Origin of the sequence: uncultured Aliiroseovarius sp. (assembly GCF_947497285.1) — a bacterium.
Lineage (GTDB): Bacteria > Pseudomonadota > Alphaproteobacteria > Rhodobacterales > Rhodobacteraceae > Aliiroseovarius.
On the sequence record NZ_CANMFT010000004.1, the window covers coordinates 125,157 to 143,878 of the forward strand.

General features: G+C 59.6%; 19 protein-coding genes. 7 read left to right on the forward strand and 12 right to left on the reverse strand.

The features are described from left to right. Positions 1-5: 5 nt before the first annotated feature. The gene (locus Q0864_RS08415; protein WP_298567946.1) at positions 6-785 is read left to right on the forward strand and encodes a succinate dehydrogenase iron-sulfur subunit; all 780 of its coding nucleotides are present in this window, start codon (positions 6-8) and stop codon (positions 783-785) included. Positions 786-847: 62 nt separating this feature from the next. Then, entirely contained in the window at positions 848-1,276 is a 429-nt protein-coding gene (locus Q0864_RS08420; protein WP_298567949.1) for a hypothetical protein, read from the forward strand. Here Q0864_RS08420 and Q0864_RS08425 read toward each other — a convergent pair whose 3' ends face one another. Both Q0864_RS08425 and Q0864_RS08430 read right to left on the reverse strand, forming a co-directional pair. Beyond that, the gene (locus tag Q0864_RS08425; RefSeq protein WP_298567952.1) at positions 1,277-3,802 is read right to left on the reverse strand and encodes an FtsX-like permease family protein; all 2,526 of its coding nucleotides are present in this window, start codon (positions 3,800-3,802) and stop codon (positions 1,277-1,279) included. It abuts the gene before it with no gap. Further along, a complete protein-coding gene (locus tag Q0864_RS08430; RefSeq protein WP_298567955.1) occupies positions 3,799-4,467 on the reverse strand; it encodes an ATP-binding cassette domain-containing protein in 669 nt (222 codons plus the stop codon). Before Q0864_RS08430 ends, Q0864_RS08425 begins: the two co-directional genes overlap by 4 nt. A gap of 27 nt (positions 4,468-4,494) precedes the next feature. Here Q0864_RS08430 and Q0864_RS08435 point away from each other — a divergent pair, with 27 nt between their 5' ends. Together Q0864_RS08435 and Q0864_RS08440 are read left to right on the forward strand one after the other, a co-directional pair. Further along, on the forward strand, positions 4,495-5,163 hold the full coding sequence (locus tag Q0864_RS08435; RefSeq protein ID WP_298567958.1) for an arylesterase: 669 nt from the start codon (positions 4,495-4,497) through the stop codon (positions 5,161-5,163). A 165-nt stretch (positions 5,164-5,328) separates the two neighbouring features. Then, a complete protein-coding gene (locus Q0864_RS08440; RefSeq protein WP_298567961.1) occupies positions 5,329-5,949 on the forward strand; it encodes a response regulator transcription factor in 621 nt (206 codons plus the stop codon). 8 nt (positions 5,950-5,957) lie between these two features. Here Q0864_RS08440 and ccoS read toward each other — a convergent pair whose 3' ends face one another. The 8 genes from ccoS to ccoN form a co-directional block, all read right to left on the reverse strand. Further along, complete coding sequence (ccoS, locus tag Q0864_RS08445) at positions 5,958-6,119, reverse strand: cbb3-type cytochrome oxidase assembly protein CcoS (RefSeq protein ID WP_298567964.1); 162 nt, start codon at positions 6,117-6,119, stop codon at positions 5,958-5,960. Positions 6,120-6,122: 3 nt separating this feature from the next. Continuing rightward, positions 6,123-8,321, reverse strand: coding sequence for a heavy metal translocating P-type ATPase (locus tag Q0864_RS08450; RefSeq protein ID WP_298567967.1), 2,199 nt, complete (start codon positions 8,319-8,321; stop codon positions 6,123-6,125). Between the two features lie 34 nt (positions 8,322-8,355). Continuing rightward, positions 8,356-8,841, reverse strand: coding sequence for a FixH family protein (locus Q0864_RS08455; RefSeq protein WP_298567970.1), 486 nt, complete (start codon positions 8,839-8,841; stop codon positions 8,356-8,358). A 3-nt stretch (positions 8,842-8,844) separates the two neighbouring features. Then, complete coding sequence (ccoG, locus tag Q0864_RS08460; protein ID WP_298567973.1) at positions 8,845-10,257, reverse strand: cytochrome c oxidase accessory protein CcoG; 1,413 nt, start codon at positions 10,255-10,257, stop codon at positions 8,845-8,847. A gap of 366 nt (positions 10,258-10,623) precedes the next feature. Then, a complete protein-coding gene (ccoP, locus tag Q0864_RS08465) occupies positions 10,624-11,496 on the reverse strand; it encodes a cytochrome-c oxidase, cbb3-type subunit III (protein ID WP_298567976.1) in 873 nt (290 codons plus the stop codon). Between the two features lie 33 nt (positions 11,497-11,529). Then, positions 11,530-11,706, reverse strand: coding sequence for a cbb3-type cytochrome c oxidase subunit 3 (locus Q0864_RS08470; RefSeq protein WP_298568820.1), 177 nt, complete (start codon positions 11,704-11,706; stop codon positions 11,530-11,532). Positions 11,707-11,718: 12 nt separating this feature from the next. After that, entirely contained in the window at positions 11,719-12,444 is a 726-nt protein-coding gene (gene ccoO, locus Q0864_RS08475; RefSeq protein ID WP_298567979.1) for a cytochrome-c oxidase, cbb3-type subunit II, read from the reverse strand. A 14-nt stretch (positions 12,445-12,458) separates the two neighbouring features. Then, a complete protein-coding gene (gene ccoN, locus Q0864_RS08480) occupies positions 12,459-14,060 on the reverse strand; it encodes a cytochrome-c oxidase, cbb3-type subunit I (protein ID WP_298567982.1) in 1,602 nt (533 codons plus the stop codon). Positions 14,061-14,277: 217 nt separating this feature from the next. Between ccoN and Q0864_RS08485 the strand changes: the two genes are divergently transcribed. Then, positions 14,278-15,117, forward strand: a complete 840-nt coding sequence (locus Q0864_RS08485) for a universal stress protein (protein ID WP_298567985.1) — start codon at positions 14,278-14,280, stop codon at positions 15,115-15,117. A 91-nt stretch (positions 15,118-15,208) separates the two neighbouring features. On the opposite strand, the gene fnrL is transcribed toward Q0864_RS08485, so the two are convergent. After that, entirely contained in the window at positions 15,209-15,949 is a 741-nt protein-coding gene (fnrL, locus tag Q0864_RS08490) for a transcriptional regulator FnrL (RefSeq protein ID WP_298567988.1), read from the reverse strand. Positions 15,950-16,026: 77 nt separating this feature from the next. Here fnrL and hemN point away from each other — a divergent pair, with 77 nt between their 5' ends. Beyond that, complete coding sequence (hemN, locus tag Q0864_RS08495; RefSeq protein WP_298567991.1) at positions 16,027-17,382, forward strand: oxygen-independent coproporphyrinogen III oxidase; 1,356 nt, start codon at positions 16,027-16,029, stop codon at positions 17,380-17,382. Positions 17,383-17,395: 13 nt separating this feature from the next. Here the strand turns inward: hemN and Q0864_RS08500 are convergent, their stop codons facing one another. Continuing rightward, positions 17,396-18,145 carry an alpha/beta fold hydrolase gene (locus tag Q0864_RS08500; protein WP_298567994.1) on the reverse strand — a complete coding sequence of 250 codons (750 nt, stop codon included), beginning with the start codon at positions 18,143-18,145 and terminating at the stop codon, positions 17,396-17,398. Between the two features lie 69 nt (positions 18,146-18,214). Here Q0864_RS08500 and Q0864_RS08505 point away from each other — a divergent pair, with 69 nt between their 5' ends. Next, positions 18,215-18,694, forward strand: coding sequence for an NUDIX hydrolase (locus tag Q0864_RS08505; RefSeq protein ID WP_298567997.1), 480 nt, complete (start codon positions 18,215-18,217; stop codon positions 18,692-18,694). Positions 18,695-18,722 lie beyond the last annotated feature (28 nt).

Sequence of the window (18,722 nt, forward strand, 5' to 3'; positions counted from 1 at the left end):
ACGAAATGGTTCAATTCAGACTTCCGAAGAACTCGACAGTCCGCACCGGCAAGACCTGGCCCAAGCCTGATGGCGCGACCAATGTCCGCAAGTTCCAAATTTACCGCTGGACGCCGGATGATGGTGAAAACCCCCGCGTCGACACCTATTTCGTCGATATGGACAAATGCGGACCGATGGTTCTGGACGCGCTGATCAAGATCAAGAACGAGATTGATCCGACCCTGACCTTCCGCCGGTCCTGCCGCGAAGGCATCTGTGGGTCCTGCGCGATGAACATCGACGGGATCAACACGCTGGCCTGTATCTATGGCATGGACGAGATCAAGGGCGATGTGAAAATCTACCCGTTGCCGCACACACCTGTGGTGCGCGACCTGATCCCGGACCTGACGCATTTTTATGCGCAGCACGCCTCGATCATGCCATGGTTGGAAACCAAGACAAACCGCCCTGCGAAAGAGTGGAAACAGTCGATCGAAGACCGCAAGAAACTTGACGGTCTGTATGAATGCGTTATGTGCGCCAGCTGCTCGACCTCGTGCCCCAGCTATTGGTGGAACGGTGACCGCTACCTCGGCCCAGCCGCGTTGCTCCATGCGTATCGCTGGATCATCGACAGCCGTGACGAGGCCACCGGCGAGCGTCTGGACGAGTTGGAAGATCCCTTCAAACTCTACCGCTGCCACACCATCATGAACTGCGCCAAGACCTGTCCGAAGGGTTTGAACCCAGCCAAGGCGATTGCCGAGATCAAAAAAATGATGGTCGAACGCACGCTTTGATCGGAACAGATATTTATGCGAAAAGGGCGGCCCTATGGCCGCCCTTTTTCATTGGAGGTTCGATGTCAGGCTATTCAGGAACACCGCTTGAAAAGAAGCTTGGCCTGAAAGACGGTCAGCGGGTGGCTTGGGTCGAACGCCCCACGGCTCAGGATTATCTGGTCAGCAGCCGGGCCTTCATCGCAGTGGACGATGTGGCGCCCGAGACGCTGGTCGGCCCCTATGACGTCATCCACATGTTCACTGCTCGCCGAGCGCGTTTTGAATTGGCCCTGCCCAACCTTCTGAAAAATATCGATAAGGACGGTATGATCTGGGTAAGTTGGCCCAAGAAAGCCTCAAAAGTTCCAACTGATATGACCGAGGAGGTGATCCGCAATTTGGCGCTGCAGACATCCCTCGTGGATGTGAAAGTGTGCGCAGTGGATGACATCTGGTCCGGCCTCAAGCTTGTCATTCGAAAGGCGTTGCGCCAGCAACATGAAGCCTGATCACTCGCGCGCACGCAGCACTTGGGCTGGGCGCGCAGACAAGGGTCGCCACGCATAAGCCAACCCTGCCAGCACGGTCGCAATCACTCCGCCCGCCACGATGGCAAGTGCGTTTAGCGCGTCAAAGACAAAGCGATCTTCCATGATGTAGTGGGTGACGGCCCAACCCGCGACCCCGCCAGCAAACACAGCCACTGCCCCTGCTGCCATGCCCAAAACGGCCGACCGAATGGCAAAGTTGGCAAGAATCGCCGGCCGCGTCGCGCCAAGCGTTTTCAGAACCGCTGCCTCGTAGGTTCTGGCGCGTTCACCGGCAGCGGCGGCCCCCATCAACACGACGAAACCGGTCACGAGGGTCGCAAGCGCCCCATAGGTGATCGCGCCGGCGACCTGCCCCATCAACCCGGTGACCTGGGTGATCGCGTCACGCACCGAAATCAGCGTGATGTTGGGATAAGCCCGGCCCAGATCGCGCAGGATGGCAGCCTCGCCTGTTTGATCGGCATAGATTGTGGCGATATAGCTGTGCGGTGCACCTGCCAGCGCCGAAGGGTTCATGGTCATCACAAAGCCCATACCCGCTTGGCTGAAATCGACCTCGCGCAGGCTGGTGATCTCGCCCGTAATATCACGGCCCAGAATATTGACGGTCAGGCTGTCCCCGATGCCGATCCCCATCTCCTGCGCCTCTTCGGCGGCAAAGCTGATTTGCGGCGGACCCTGATAGTCCTTGGGCCACCATTCGCCGTCCACCACCGTGGTGCGGGTGGGGGTGTCAGAGTAAGTAAGGCCACGATCGCCACGCACGACCCAATGTCCCCCCGCCACCTCGCGGGCAGGGCGGTCATTGATCTTGGTGATCATCCCGCGCAGCATCGGCGCAGTGTCGATGCGGCTGACCAAGGGATCACCTTCCAGCCGTGCAGAGACGCCGTCGATCTGATCGGGTTGAATATCCAGCACGAAAAAGCTGGGTGCCACTTCGGGCAAGTCTCGTGCAATGGCGCCGCGCAGGTTGTTGTCGATCTGTCCCACAGCCGCCAGCACCGCCAGCCCCAACCCCAAGGACAGCACGACAGCCCCCGCTTCGCCGCCCGGGCCGCCCACCGCGCCAAGCGCCATGCGCAGCGTGGGCCACCCGCGCAGGGCTGTTCTGTGGCCAAGCCAGCGCGCGATCCAACGCACCGCAAGCCCGGTCAGGACCAGCGCCGCAAAGGCGCCGGACAGACCGATGAAGCTCCACATCGCGAGGGACGGCATACCCGACAGACGCGCCGCAGCCCAGATCAGGGTGGCAAGTATCCCCAGACAAAGGCCAATGAACAGCGGGCGTGGCAGACGTGTTGCGCCCAAGGCAGCGTCACGGAACAGGGCGGCGGCCTTGACCTCTTCTGTGCGCGACAAGGGCCACAGTGTGAACAAAAGTGCCGCGAGCCCCCCATAAAGCGCGGCTTCTGCCAGCGGGCGGGCGTAGATCGTGATCTCGGCGGTGATCGGAAGCGATTGCGCAATGACCGGAGCCAGCAGCAACGGAACAATTGCCCCCAGCATCAGGCCAAGGGCAAGGCCGATGAGCGTCAACAGGCCAATTTGCAGGAAATATGTAAGAAAGATCATCCGGCGTTCGGCGCCCAGCGCCCGCAATATCGCAATTGTGCCAGTCTTGCCGTCCAGATAAGCGCGAACAGCAGCCGAGATACCGACCCCACCGACCGCAAGCCCCGCCAGACCAACCAACACCAGAAAAGCGCCCAGCCGATCCACGAGCCGGCTCATCCCAGGCGCGCCGTTTCGGGCGTCTTGCCAACGTGCACCTTTCGGTTCAAGCGTGGGCATCAGGGCTGCATGAGCTTGATCTAGGTTGAAGCCTTCACGCAGGCGCATCTTGTAGTGACTGTTGAACAGCGTGCCTTCGGCCAGAAGGCCCGAGCCTTCCAGTGCCGCGCGTCGCACGATGCTGCGCGGGCCCAAGCCGAACCCGGCGGTCGCGTTGTCCGGCTCCTTCACCAGTTCGGCCATCAGCACGAAATCAGCTCCGCCCAGACGGAAGCTGTCGCCGGGGGACAGCCCCAACCGGTCGATCAGCAAGTCGTCCATGACCGCGCCGGGCATGCCGCCCTGCCCGTCCAGCGCGTCAGACAACGCCATCGGTGGATCCAGTACAACTTGTCCTATCAATGGATAGGCATCGTCCACTGCCTTCACCTGCGTCAGACCGCGGTCATTTTCGGTGACCGCCATCGACCGGAAATCCGCCAACACGCTTATCTGCGCGGCCTGTGGGACCAAAAGCGCCTCTTCGTCAGGGTCTGCAAAGCGATAGGTGAACGACACCGAGACGTCCCCGCCCAGCAGCACCGCACCTTGCGATGCCAGCCCCGCGCGCAATCCTTCGCGCACACTGCCGATCGCGGCGATGGCGGCCACGCCCAACACAAGACAGGCAAGAAAAATCCGAAAGCCGCGCAGCCCCCCGCGCATCTCGCGTCGCGCCAGACGCAGGGCCATGCCAAGCGACCCGGTCATGCAAGCACTCCGTCCTGAATGTGCACAATCCGGTCACACCGCTCTGCAAGCTCGGGCGCATGGGTCACAAGGATCAGCGTCGCGCCGTGACGATCGCGCAGCCCGAACAGAAGGTCCATGATGGTGGCGCCTGTGGCCCCGTCCAGATTGCCGGTCGGTTCATCGGCCAACAGGATCTCGGGCCGGGGGGCAGCCGCGCGGGCCAAGGCCACGCGTTGCTGTTCACCGCCAGACATCTGGCTTGGGTAATGATCCAGCCGGTGTGACAACCCGACGGCTTCCAGTTCCTCGGCAGCGCGATCAAACGCGTCTCGGGCACCGGCCAGCTCCAACGGGGTTGCGACATTTTCAAGGGCCGTCATGGTCGGAATAAGGTGGAAAGACTGGAACACCACCCCCATATGATCCCTACGAAAGCGTGCAAGGTCGTCTTCACCCATCACACCCAGATCACGCCCAAGCGCCGATACCGATCCACCGGTGGCCTGTTCCAGCCCACCCATCAACATAAGGAGCGATGATTTGCCCGAGCCTGAAGGCCCAGTCAGGCCAAGTGTTTCGCCCGCGGACACATCGAGCGTTATGCCCTTGAGGATCTCGGTGCGCCCTGCATTATGCCCAAGTGTCAGGCGCGCGTCGGTCAGGGAAAGGATCGGCGTGGTCATGGGGCACCCGGCTTTGGAAGGAATATAATGATTACGGTTGGATATGGGGTCTTGGCGCGTCTTTCCAAGGGGGTCGTTGCAATGGTCTTCGTGGCTTTTGCCGCGCAGGCCCAGCCGGTCACGGTTCTTGCGCTGGGTGACAGTCTGACAGCGGGGTATGGGCTTGCCCAAGACGAAGGGTTCGTTCCGCAGCTTGAGGCTTGGTTGAAGGACCGTGGGGTCAGTGCGCGCGTCATCAATGGCGGCGTGTCCGGCGACACAAGTGCCGGGGGGGCTGCGCGCATCAATTGGGCATTGACCCCCGAGGTCAACGCGGTTGTCGTCACATTGGGCGGCAATGACCTGCTCCGAGGTATTCCCCCAGAGGAAACCCGCAAACATCTGAGCCGCATTCTGACCGAGCTGCAAAACCGTGACCTGCCTGCGCTGCTCGTGGGTCTTCCGGGGCCGGCGAATTTCGGGCCTGATTACAAGGCTGCGTTTGAAGCAAACTTCGAAACGCTCGCAGCCGAATTTCAGGTGCCGTTGGAGCCAAACTTTCTGGCCGCAATCACGGATACGCTTGATCCGGCAGACACCGCCCGCCTGTATTTGCAGCCCGACGGATTGCACCCCAACCGTGAGGGCGTGTCCCGCATCGTGGACGCAATAGGCCCAAAAGTGTTGCAGATCGTGCCACAGGCCGCCGTCGAATAGAGCCGATACGACTGTATCGCGCAGGCACTCCCGGCCCTGATCAGACCCTTGATGAGGACGGGCGATCCCCGTTGACCTATACATAGTGACACCTAGGCGACCCTTGAAGGTTGTGCCACTGTTACGCACCACAGCGGCCCCACCCGGCCATAATGGTGCAACCATATGACGCGGAGTGCCTCGGTGAAAACACTCTTGGTGACAGAGGATCCTGGCATCCAGCGCAGGTTTGATACTGTGTTAGGCGACGCCAATTCTGCCCGGCCGGCGGTTTGTGCCACGGCCGAGGCCGCCGAGATCTACCTTTCCCAGAACCGTGATACGCAGCTTCTGGTCGTCGATTTCACGCTTGCAGCGCTCGGAGGGCTGAAAGTGGTCGAGCGGTTGATGAAATCGCGAAAGGCACTTGCCGTGATCCTGCTGATCCCGCCACATTCAAACGAAATCGCGCGCCAGGCTCTTGCGCTTGGCGTTTCGGCAACCGCGCCGACGTCCCTGTCGCAAAAGGCGCTTTCCCATGTGCTGGCCCTAATCCGCGAGGGCCATAACCTGATGCTGCTGCCCCGGTTCAGAACGAGGCAGCAGGGAGCGGCCCACACGCTGTCACGCCGCGAGCTTCAGATTTTGGCGCTTCTGTGTGACGGGCAGCAAAACAAAGAAATCGCGCACGCCTTTGGCATTCAGGAGGTCACTGTGAAAATGCATATGCGCGCGGTGATCCGAAAGCTGGGCGCGCGCAACCGGACCCACGCCGCGATGATCGCGCGCGACCAAGGGCTGGTCTGACACGGCATTCAGTCTTTCGGCGGGGCGTCGTCCCAACGGTCACTCAGGATACGGTGGCTGTCGCCATCCGGGTCGTCATATTGTTCGCTTTTCAGGGTCCAGAAGAAGGCGACAAGCCCCAAGCCACCCAGAAGCAGCGAGACAGGGATCAAATAGACCAGAACGTTCATCACTCAGCCTTTCTTCAGCCGCAACGCGTTCAGCGATACTGACACTGACGAGAATGACATGGCAAGAGCAGCGGCCAACGGCGTGGCCAGCCCCACCAGCGCGATCGGGATGGCGATCGCATTATAGCCCGCTGCGATCGCAAAATTTTCCTTGATCCGGCGCGTCGCAGATTTCGACAGGGTAATCGCGTCGCTCAAGGGTTCCATCGACTTGCCAAGCAGCACGATGTCGGAGACAACACGCGCCGCCTCCAGCGCCGAGGCAGGCGAGATCGACACATGCGCGGCTGCCAACGCGGCTGTATCATTCAGCCCGTCGCCCACCATCAACACCTTTTTGCCGGCCTTGCCCAGACGCGCCACGTATTCAGCTTTGCCTTCGGGCAGGATGTCGGCCTGCCAATCAGCGATACCGACCCGTCCGGCGATATCGGCCACGGCCGCCGGCACGTCGCCTGAAACAAGCGATATGCCCAAGCCTCGGGCTTTCAGTGCGTCGATTGCAGCCTCAACACCCGGCCGCAATGCATCGGTGAAGGTGAACGCCACAGGGCGTGCGCCAGACACCGCCAGATAGGTCGCGGTCTGGCCAACTGCATTGGCCCCAAGCCATTCGGCGCGCCCCAAACGGACAGTCTTGCCGTCCCAAGTGGCTTCGATCCCTTTGCCGGGAACCTCACGCACCGCGGTCACTTTGGCGGGTGTCACGCCCGCGCTGCGGGCAGCTGCGGTCAGCGCCTGCGCCAGAGGGTGGCTTGACCCTTCGGCCAGCGCCAGAGCGATCGACAAATCCTGTGGCTTGTGGCGTTGCAGCGCGTCCATTGCGGGCTTGCCTTCGGTCAGGGTGCCCGTCTTGTCAAAGACGACATGGGTCACTTCGGCCAACCGTTCCATCGCGGTGGCGGATTTCAACAACATGCCCTGTTTAAACAACCGCCCAGACGCCGCTGTCGTAACCGCGGGAACGGCAAGACCAAGGGCACAGGGGCACGTGATGATCAAAACCGCAACCGCGATATTCAGCGCCAGCCGCACATCACCACCAGAAATCCAGAGCCACGCCAAGAAGGCCGCAAAGGCAAGGATGTGCACAAGCGGTGCGTAAATCTGTGCGGCCTTATCCGCCAGCGAGGTATATCGGTTGCGCGCTGTTTCCGCGATGGCCACAAGATCGGCCATCCGGTGAAGCGAACTGTCACGCCCGGCGGCCGTGACGCGCACCGTCAGCGGGCCGGTCAGGTTCACCTCGCCTGCCGAAACGACACTGTCGGGTGCGGCGGCAACGGGCAAGCTTTCGCCGGTCAGAAGCGACCGATCCAGCTCGCTCTCGCCCGTTTCGACGATCCCGTCCACTGGCACGCGGGCGCCGGGGACCACGCGCACGATGTCGCCTGGGGTAAGCTCGGCGACAGACACCTGTTCGTCGGCCTGACCGTTAACCACGCGGGCAGCGCGCGGCACCTCAAGGGCGGCCAGTTCCTCGGCGGCAGAGCGGGCCACGGCGCGGGTGCGGAAATCCAGATACCGTCCGGCCAACAGGAAGAACGTCAGCGATAAGGCCGCGTCGAAATAGGCATGTTCGCCCGAGTGCATCGTCTCATACAACGACATGCCCAGCGCCAGAAGGATCGCCAGGGAAATCGGCACGTCCATGTTCAGTCGCCCGACGCGAAGCGCAGACCAAGCAGATTTGAAAAAGACCTGACTTGAAAACGCGATCGTCGGAATGGCGATGCCGGCACTGATCCAGTGAAACAAATCACGTGTGGCGTCGGTGGCGCCCGACCAGACAGCGACGCTTAGCAGCATCACATTCATCATCGCGAAGCCAGCAACGCCCAGACGCATCAACAGATCTTTGCCGCGCTTGTCCGTCGTTGTCGAGGTCAGCTGGCCGGGATCAAGCTCGTAAGCTTCGAACCCGATGCCGGTCAGGTAATCGGCAAGGCTTTGGGCTTCGAGATCGGGATCGACATCGACCGTGGCACGTTTCAGCGTCAGGTTCACCCGTGCAGCCCGCACCCCCGGCTGCGCTGCCAATCCACGTTCAACGCCCGAAATGCACGCTGCGCAATAAATCTGCGGCAGCGACAGCAGGATACGTTTCGCCTCCATGCCATTGCCGCGATACCCTTCGCCCGCCTGATCTTCGGCGAGGGGGGCAGCGGCACAAGCCGGGCAGGCAGATATCGGGGCAGCCATCAGTCAGATCCTTGTTCGCGCGTTGGTTCCGGCGCTAGTTCGCCGAGATAAAGATCGGTATGCGGCGCTGGAACGTGGTGCCGTTATCCGCCACTACATTCAGTCGCAGGTTCCAGTTGCCTTCCCCCAGCAGACCAACCTGCGCCATGTATGCGCCATTTGATCCCTGACTGAACGCAGGCTCCTGATCTTCCTTCACATGCGTCGCCCGCCCCAGAAGACCATAAAGCGAGGTCACCTCTACCGGTTCGCCCGCTTGATCCTTGATATCGAGGATCAGCGTTTCGCCGTCAACGCGCGCGGCCACATCCCAGCCCAAAGCCTCTTGTGCGGCCTTTTGCTGGTCGAACTGCTGGCTGGCCACGTAAGAGTTTTGAGTCTCAAGCCCTGGAAAGGTGCCAACCGCAGAATAAGCCATGAAAAGGTTCACCCCGATGATGACGGCAAAGGCCGACACCACGATGGCGAGCACGTGTTTGCCCGTCAGCTCGAACTCTTTCTTCTCGGTCTCATCAACCATGGCTTAACGTCCTCTTCCGTTGAACACGGTGTCAAGGTGGGCTCGATCGCCCGTCACCCCATCCACGATCCAAAGGCGTAGCTCGGTGCGGTCCGTCCGTGCGGCCTCTGACCCCGGAGGGGCTATGACATACACGCGCTGCTTTGCCTCGGTATCAGCCGGTGCAACAAGCACAAGCTTGTCGCTGCCTTCCAGCTCTACCGTCATATTGCTGTCATCCGAAAGAGCAAAGTAGTAAGGGCGTTCTTCGCCATGGCGGTTGCGCACGCCAACATCATAGGTGTTGCGGATCGCGCCGTCCGACAGGGTCACATAGGTGGGGTTGCGCACGGGGCGCACGGTTACATCGACCTTCGGGCGAACGAACAGCGCAACCGTCAGCGCGATCCCGACAAGGGCCCAAAGCGTGGTGTAAAGAATGGTGCGCGGGCGCAGCAAGTGCTTGATGACGGGGATCTTGCTGTTCCCGGCCCGCTCGTAAGATTCGTCCTTCAGGGCGAGGTAATCGATCAGCCCACGTTCCTTGCCAACTTTGGCCATCATCTCATCGCATGCGTCGATACAAAGCGCACAGGTGATGCACTCCAACTGTTGGCCGTCACGGATGTCGATCCCCATCGGGCAGACGTTCACACAGGCGTTGCAATCAATGCAATCGCCCAGATCATCACGCGCCTTGCCTTTGCCACGCGGCTCGCCGCGCCAATCCCGGTAAGCGATGGTGATGGTATCCTCGTCCATCATCGCGGCCTGAATACGCGGCCATGGGCATGCATAGATGCAGATCTGTTCACGCGCGATGCCCCCGAAGAAGAAGGTCGTCAGGGTCAAGACCAGAATGGTCGAATAGGCCAGCGGGTGTGCATTGCCTGTGACCAAATCAACCAACAATGTCGGCGCATCTGCGAAATAAAAGACCCACGCCCCGCCGGTTGCGACGGCGATCACGATCCACAGAACGAACTTGACGAGCCGCTTGCGAACCTTCTGGGCGTCCCATTTCTGACGATGCAACCGCAGACGAGCGTTGCGGTCGCCTTCGACCCAGCGCTCAACCAGGATGAACAGATCCGTCCAGACCGTCTGCGGACAGGCATAGCCACACCAGACCCGCCCCGCGGCAGAGGTGAACAAGAACAGCCCCAATCCAGCCATGATCAACAGGCCTGCAATGAAATAGAACTCGTGCGGCCAGATCTCGATCCAGAAGAAATAGAAACGGCGGTTCGCCATATCGATCAGGATCGCCTGATTGGGCAAGTTCGGCCCACGATCCCAGCGGATCCATGGCGCAAGATAGTAAATGCCCAAAGTGATGCCCATGATCCACCATTTCAGGCTGCGGAACATACCTTTGACCCGCTTGGGAAAGATGGGTTCACGGGCGGCATAGAGGTGTTCTGGGGCGTCAGACATGGACAGATTCCAATCCTGCTTGTCGAGGTAGGTGTTCAGTTAAGAACTATTCTATATTGCAGCCTTGATGTGGATCAAAAAAATCGGTGCTGCAATGCAGAATCAATCGCATTAGTCCTTGATAATTATCAATTTTCCATTTTGTCGCAGTGCCATCAGGTCGCAGCCTGTCAAAAAGCCGCACCTTGGTTCGCCTCTGCGGCGCGTGGGCTGCGCCCTCTTTGGTAGACACAAAGACCCGAACGCGCAATGCGTCCGGGTCTTTGGATTAGGTGGCACCGACCCCGGAGAAACGCGCGAACAGGATCAGGGGTCGGTGCCGTTGACCGGGGTATGAGGCCCCGGAACTTCTGGTTGGCCGGTGGCTTATTCGCCGCCGCCCAACTGGTGAACATAAGCCGAAACAGCGTTGATCTGGCTGTCTGTCAGCTTGCCGCTCCACGCGGGCATAACGCCGAAGGGACCGTTTACGACGACCTCGGTGATTTCGTCCTTGGTGTCGCCATAGAGCCAGATGGCGTCGGTCAGGTTCGGAGCACCTTGTGAGCGATCCCCGGTGCCGTCTTCCATATGACACGCGGTGCAGTTGTCAGCGAACACCGTCGCACCTGCGGCAGCCAGCTCCATATCGGCGTCAGGCTTGGTGACCGGCGACAGCGACATCGCATAGTTAACGACCTGGGCGATTTCTTCGTCGCTCAGATAGTCTTCGCCAAAGGCCGGCATTTCCGAATAGCGCGTGTCGTCATCATCTTCCGACCGGATACCGTGCTGGAGGGTCAACTGGATGTCGTCCAGCGTGCCGCCCCAAAGCCAGTCATTGTCCAGCAGGTTGGGATAACCGACGTTGCCCGCAGCCCCGGACCCGTGACATTGCGAACAGAAGGTGGCAAACGTCGCGCGGCCGGATTGGATTGCATAGTTATGCAAATCACTGCCTTGTTCCAGCGTGTTCAGATCGGCCGACGCCAACTGGGCCTCCAATTCGCCATTCATGGCGGTGAAGCGATCAATTTCGGCAGCAACTTCGGCGCGGGTCGAATAGCCCAGATAGCCAGCGGTCGCCCCTTTGATCAGTGGCCACGCCGGATAAGCGATGGAATACCACACGCCCCAGATGATAGTCAGGTAGAAGACCCAGACCCACCAACGTGGCAGGGGGTTGTTGAACTCCTGAATGCCGTCCCATTCATGGCCGGTCGTTTCGGGCTCTTTCTTTACAACAGGTTTTTTACTCATTGCCGCAACTCCTCTTGAGCTGAGCGACCGGGATTAATCCCGGTCACCGGCAGGTTTGTCTTCGTGGCGGAAGGGGATGTTGGCCGTGTCTTCGTGGACCTTGCGGCTGCCCGGGCGAAACGCCCAGACCACCGTTCCAAGGAAGAAGACAAACATGGCCAAAAGCACCCAGCTGTCGGCGATTTCGCGAAACAGTGAATAGGTGTCCATCATCCCAGCTCCTTACCGGCTCGGGTCAGGTGTGAAGGTCGAAAAGTCGACCAACGTTCCCAACATCTGCATGTAGGCGATCAAAGCGTCCATTTCCGAAACACCGGGCTTGCCATCGAAGTTGCGCACCTGCGCCTTCGGATAGCGCGCCAGAAGCCCATCATAGTCGCTGTCAGGATCGGCCTGTGCCAGCCAGTCAGCTGCGGCGTTTTCCATCTGCTCGTCGGTGTAAGGCACACCGACCATCTGATTGGCTTTCAGCAGGTCTTCGATATATGTCGGCTCGATCAGGCGATCCGCCAAGAACGCGTATTTCGGCATCACCGATTCCGGCACGACCGACTGCGGATCCATCAGGTGATCCACATGCCATTCGTCCGAATAGCGGCCACCAACGCGGGCAAGGTCAGGCCCTGTCCGCTTTGATCCCCACTGGAACGGGTGGTCATACTGGCTTTCCGCCGCCAGTGAATAGTGGCCGTAGCGTTCCACCTCGTCGCGCATCGGGCGGATCATCTGCGAGTGGCAGACATAGCAGCCTTCACGCACATAGATGTTCCGACCCTCAAGCTCGAGAGGCGAGTAGGGGCGCATGCCTTCCACGTCCTCGATCGTATTTTCGAGGTAGAAGAGCGGTGCGATCTCTACGATGCCGCCGATGGCAACAACCAAAAGGCTACCGACCATAAGAAGCGTTGCGTTCTTTTCCAGAACAACGTGTTTGTCGAGAATTCCCATGGGTCCTTCCCTCCTTATTCAGCCGGAGCCGTTTGGGCGTCACTGGCAGTTTCTGCTGCCGGCGAACGCTTCACGGTCATCCAAAGGTTGTAGCACATGATCAAAGCACCCGTGAGGAACAGAACCCCACCCATGCCGCGCACCACATACATCGGGAACTTGGCGGCAACGGTGTCAGCGAACGAGTTCACCAGGAAGCCTTGGGCGTCAACTTCACGCCACATCAGACCTTCCATGATCCCGGTCACCCACATCGACGATGCGTAGAGCACGATACCAATGGTGGCGAGCCAGAAGTGCCAGCTGACCAGTTTCTGGCTGTATAGCCCTGCACGGTTCCACAGTCGGGGCACAAGGAAGTAGAGCATCCCGAAGGTGATCATCCCGTTCCAGCCCAGCGCGCCAGAGTGCACGTGACCAATGGTCCAGTCCGTATAGTGGCTCAGCGAGTTCACGGCGCGGATCGACATCATCGGACCCTCGAACGTGGACATGCCGTAGAAACCGATCGACACAACCATCATCCGGATAACCGGGTCGGTGCGCAGTTTGTCCCAAGCGCCCGACAGGGTCATCAGACCGTTGATCATGCCACCCCAGCTCGGCATCCACAGAATGATCGAGAACACCATGCCCAACGTGCCAGCCCAATCAGGCAGCGCGGTATAGTGCAGGTGGTGGGGGCCTGCCCAGATATACAGGAAGATCAGCGCCCAGAAGTGGATGATCGACAGCTTGTATGAGAAGACCGGACGTTCAGCCTGTTTCGGCACGAAGTAGTACATCATGCCAAGGAAGCCTGCGGTCAGGAAGAAGCCCACGGCGTTGTGGCCATACCACCACTGCGTCATGGCATCCTGCACACCCGAGAAGAGCTGAACAGATTTCGATCCGAAGATCGACACCGGCACAGCCAGGTTGTTGATCACGTGGAGCATGGCGATGGTGACGATGAACGACAGGTAGAACCAGTTGGCCACATAGATGTGCGGTTCTTTCCGCTTCATCAGCGTGCCCATGAACAACAGCAGATAAGCCACCCAGACGATGGTCAGCCAAAGGTCGGTGTACCATTCGGGTTCAGCGTATTCTTTGGATTGGGTTGCGCCCAGCAGATAGCCCGTGGCAGCCAAAAGGATCACAATCTGGTAGCCCCAGAACACGAACCACGCCAGATTGCCGCCCCAAAGACGCGCACCGGAGGTCCGTTGAACCACATACATTGACGATGTGATCAGCGCCGTTCCACCGAACGCGAAAATCACCGCCGAGGTGTGTAGTGGACGCAGGCGCCCGAAGTTCAGGTATCCTTCGGCCCAGCCGAAGTTCAGGTTTGGGAAGGCCAGCTGGAACGCAATCCACGTTCCGACCAGAAAGCCGACAGCGCCCCAGAAGGCGGTCAAAGCTACACCCACGCGAACGGGGCCATCCATATAACCGGTTTCAACAACTTTTTCTTCACCCACTCGACGCAGCGAGTAAACGAAAAGGCCGCCCGCAATCAACGTTACCAAGATGGCGTGCACCTGGTAGGCGATGTCGCGGGCATAACTTGCAGCGATAGCGGCCAATACTGCGATCAGGCCGTAGATCGCCAATTTTAGGTAATCCCACATTTTGCGTCCCTTCGTCGTTGTCTTTTATCCCCCCCCTCCCACGACGGATGGGGGGCATGTCTTGACTTTTGTCGGTTTCTACCTATCTCTTCCAGCCCGCTTTGATCCATATCAAAACTGCGCCGATGGGCTAGAAAAACCGGGATTGACCCATGTCAAAGCGTCGCAGGCAGGTCGGGGGCAACCTTTAGGTGACGCCAACCCGGAGGGCATTGCCATGGATTACCGCACCATTTCCACGATCGTCACCGAAAAATCATTGGGTCAGGTGGCCCTGCAGGCTGCCATGACCATTTCGGCCCAGCACGAGGCCCATCTGGATGTCTTGTGCCTTGGGATCGACCAGTCGCAACAGGGGTTCTACTATGCAGGGGCCTCGGCGATGGTGGTTCAGGACAACTTGGCGCAGGCACGCGAGGACGCCCTCGCGCTTGAAAGCCATGTTCGGCAGGCAATTACCGGGCACGCCTATCCGTGGTCCACATCGGCATTGACGGCACAGATGGTGGCCCTGAACGGCCTGATCGCACATCGCACCCGGTTTTCAGATCTGGTGGTGATGCCGCGCCCGTATGGCGAAGGCCGCGGACACGACGCCGAAGCCCTTGTCGAAGCGGCCCTTTTCGAAGGCCGCGTGCCGGTGATGGTGATGCCCGACGACGCGCAATACCCGACGACCGTGCGCAATGTGGTGGTCGCTTGGAATGAAAGCCCGGAAGCGTTACGCGCAATTCGACTGGCACTGCCGCTGCTGAAACAAGCTGATATGGTGTCGATTGCGGTCATTGACCCACCCCAACACGGCCCCGAGCGGTCGGACCCCGGCGGGGCGCTGAGCCAGATGCTCGCGCGCCATGACATCAGGGCAGAGGTGTCGGTTCTTGCCAAGACGATGCCGCGCATCTCGGACATCCTGAATCGGCACGCCCGTGACAAGGATGCAGATTTGATTGTCATGGGAGCCTATGGCCACTCGCGATTCCGAGAATCAATTCTGGGTGGTGCGACGCGCCACATGCTGGAAGTCGCTGAAGTTCCCATCCTACTGGCCCACTGAACACAGACTAAAAAACCAGAAAGGGCGTCGCTTTGGCGCCCTTTCCTGTTGTCTTCCGGGCCACCTGCCCGCTTTTGTCCGGTCCAACGGGTCAGGTGATGGGGCCACCATCAACGTCGTCACCGGTTTCAGCGATAAGTGCCTGAAGATCGGGAATGATCACACGGCGCTTGCCTTGCAGTTCGATCACTCTGGATTTTTTCAGGGCAGAGACCTGTCGGCTGACCGTTTCAAGCGTCAGGCCTAGGTAATCCGCCATCGCCTCGCGGGTCAGGGGCAGTTCGAAGCTCATCCCGTCGCATGGCGCGCGCATGTGCAAAGACGCGTCCCGGCGGGCCAGAATTGCAACCAGGCTTGCTATTTTTTCGCGCGCTGTCTTGCGGCCAAGCACCAGCATCCATTCGCGTGCGCTGTCCAGTTCATCCAGCGTCATCTGCAAAAGCCGCGTGCCGATCGCGGGCGTCTTTTCCATCATGTCTTCAAAGGGTTTCTTGCGAAAACAGCACAGCGTCAGATCTGTTACCGCGACCACATCGAAGGGTGCGGAGTTACGGCCCGGGCGCCCAATGAAATCAGACGGCAGCAGCAGCCCAACCATCTGGGTGCGTCCGTCTTCCATGGTCTGGCTCAGCGTGGCGATGCCGCTCACGACGCTCGACACAAACTCCATCGGGTCACCTGACCAGATCACGGGCTGGCCAGCTTCGAAGGTGCGGTAATACTTGATTGCGTCAAGTTGCTCCAGCTCGTCAGGCTGGCAGCGCGCACACACGGCACGGTGGCGAATTGGGCAACTGCCACAATCACGGGTGTTAAAACTGATCTCGTTCATGTCTTTTTTAACAAGAGAGGTATCTTGTTTGATCCTGATCAAAGTTGCGCGCGTCGTTCTCGGTAAACCCTATTCGAATGCAGACCTCTCCGCAACTCAAACGCCTTGGTCTTTTTGACGCGCGCGTGCCCCGCTATACGAGCTACCCAACCGCCCCGCATTTCAAAGCGGGCTTTGGGCCTGAAACGCTTTCCGAGTGGATCAGTGCAATTCCGGAAAATGACACGGTATCGTTATACGTGCATATTCCTTTCTGCCGCAGATTGTGCTGGTTTTGTGCCTGCAGAACACAGGGCACGTCGACCTCGGAACCTGTCGCGGCATACCTGAACAGCATCAAGCAAGAACTTGCCACCATCAAGGATCTGCTGGCCCCTGGGATCAAGCTGGAACATCTGCACTGGGGTGGCGGGACGCCGACTCTGTTGCAACCTGACATGATCGCTGATCTGACGGACGCCATTCTGACAACGACCCCGTTGGCGCAGGATGCGCAGTTCTCGGTCGAGATTGACCCCTCTGAAATCGACGGGCCACGGCTGGATGCTTTGGCAAAAGCCGGGATGAACCGCGCGTCGATCGGGGTGCAGGATTTCGACCCGATGATTCAGGAGGTCATTGGCCGACCACAAAGTTATGAGATCACCAAAGAGGCCGTCGACGGTTTGCGCGCGCGTGGCATCGACAGTCTGAATATGGATATTCTTTATGGGCTTCCGCATCAGAATATCGCGCGGGTCACGGATTCGGTCGAGAAACTGATCAGCCTTGGCCCAGATCGCGTGGCTCTGTTTGGGTATGCGCATGTGCCATGGATGGCGCGGCGCCAGACGCTGATCCCGACCGAAGCGCTGCCTTCGGCCGAGGAACGGCTGGAGCTTTACAACACCGCGCGCGATTTGTTTGTCGCCAGTGGCTATGACGAGATTGGCATCGACCACTTTGCCCTACCTTCGGACGGGCTGGCCAAGGCGCATAAAGCGGGCACGATGAAACGAAACTTTCAGGGGTATACGGAAGATGCCTCGCAGGTGTTGATCGGTGTCGGGGCAAGCTCAATTGCGCGCTACCCGCAGGGCTATGTGCAAAACGAACCTGCCACATCGAAATATCAAGCCGCCGCCCGAGACGGAAATTTAACAGCCGCCAAAGGCCACTCGTTTACGCCCGACGACATCGCGCGCGGCCGCGTGATTGAAGAGCTTCTTTGCTATTTCAAGGTGGACTTTGCAGCCTTGGCCAAAGAATTGGACCGGCCCATCGGTTGGTTCCTTGCGCTGGTCGATGGCTTGCCAGAGGCCATGCCGGACACGACGGATCTAACGGACAATGTGCTGACAATCCGTGAGGGTGCACGACCGTTGGCGCGTATGATCGCGCGCCATTTCGACGCCTACGAGGTGAATGAAAGCGGACATAGTCAGGCGGTTTGATGCCGCCAGACGCTTATTTGTCCTTCCTGCGATAGCCCGCGTCTACGGCGATCCGGTCCAGCACGTCTGCGATCGTCAGCCCGTGCTCAAACGCGCCGTCTTCGAGGAACCGTATCACTTGGGCGATCACCAGCGGGTTCACCATCATGAACGTGTGCGTCACGGGCAGCACGATATGGTCATTCATCCCGTCTATCCGGGTGCTGTCTACGGACACTTTGCCATCATCTGCGCCTTCAATGACCGCTGAATAGATCGGGTTAAGCGACCGGTTGCCGGCAATGACACCAAGTTCAAACGCGGGCAGCTCGATCCTGTTTGGCAACGCGTTGTCGCCAGTGCCAAGCTGCAGCCCGGCCGGCCCCATGATCCAGCCGAACGCCTCCAGATCCCCGAAGGCGTCGATCAGCTCTGACCCTTTGTTGGGCGGGGCCAGCATCACGACGCGACCCATATCGTCGGGTCTGTTGTCCTGCAACCAGACGCGCGCAAGGATGCCCCCCAACGAATGGGTGACAAAATGCACTTTCTGCGACCCGCAGGCGACCAGAGCGGGGGGGATGGCTGCCTCGACCAGGACACTGATTTTCGCTTTGGTTGATGGATAGCCCAGATTGACGACCGTATAGCCCTCGGCGCGCAGTGATTCCTCCATCACCCACAGCGAAGACGGCGACCGGGCCAATCCATGCAGCAGAACGACACAATCTGCTCGCGCGGGCATGGCCAGCGCGGCGACGAAACCTGCAACAAGGGTCATCATCCGAAACATACGTTATAGATAAGCACCCAAGACGCCGGATGCGAGTGGTGGGTTGTCACAGGGGGCAGGATGCGCAAATCTTGGCGCATGCCCATCCGTTTCAAAACGCCCCGCGTTGCTGTTCGCGGTCTTATCCTGCATCGCAACCGCCTGTTGCTGGTCAACGCCTATGCTGGCGGTGTCTCATCGTTGATGTGTCTGCCCGGTGGTGGTGTCGATCCGGGTGCCAGCCTTCCTGACAACCTGATGCGCGAAGTGCATGAGGAAACCGGGCTGACGGTTTCGGTTGGGACGCCTGCTTTGGTCAACGAATTTCACGACCCGGACACCGGCTTTCATCAGGTCGAGATTGTATTTCGGTGCCGCCTGGAGGCCGGACAGCTTGACGCCGCCTGGCAAGACCCAGAAGCAATCGTGACTGAACGTCGCTGGGTCAGCCGGGACGAAATGGCGGATTTATACGTCAGGCCGCTTTCCCTGTCCGAACTGGCGTGGGGCGATGCGGCCGGGGTTGCACGCTATGACGCGCTTGAAACCATCGTGCGATAGGCAGATTTGTGACATAGAACGCCCCCGC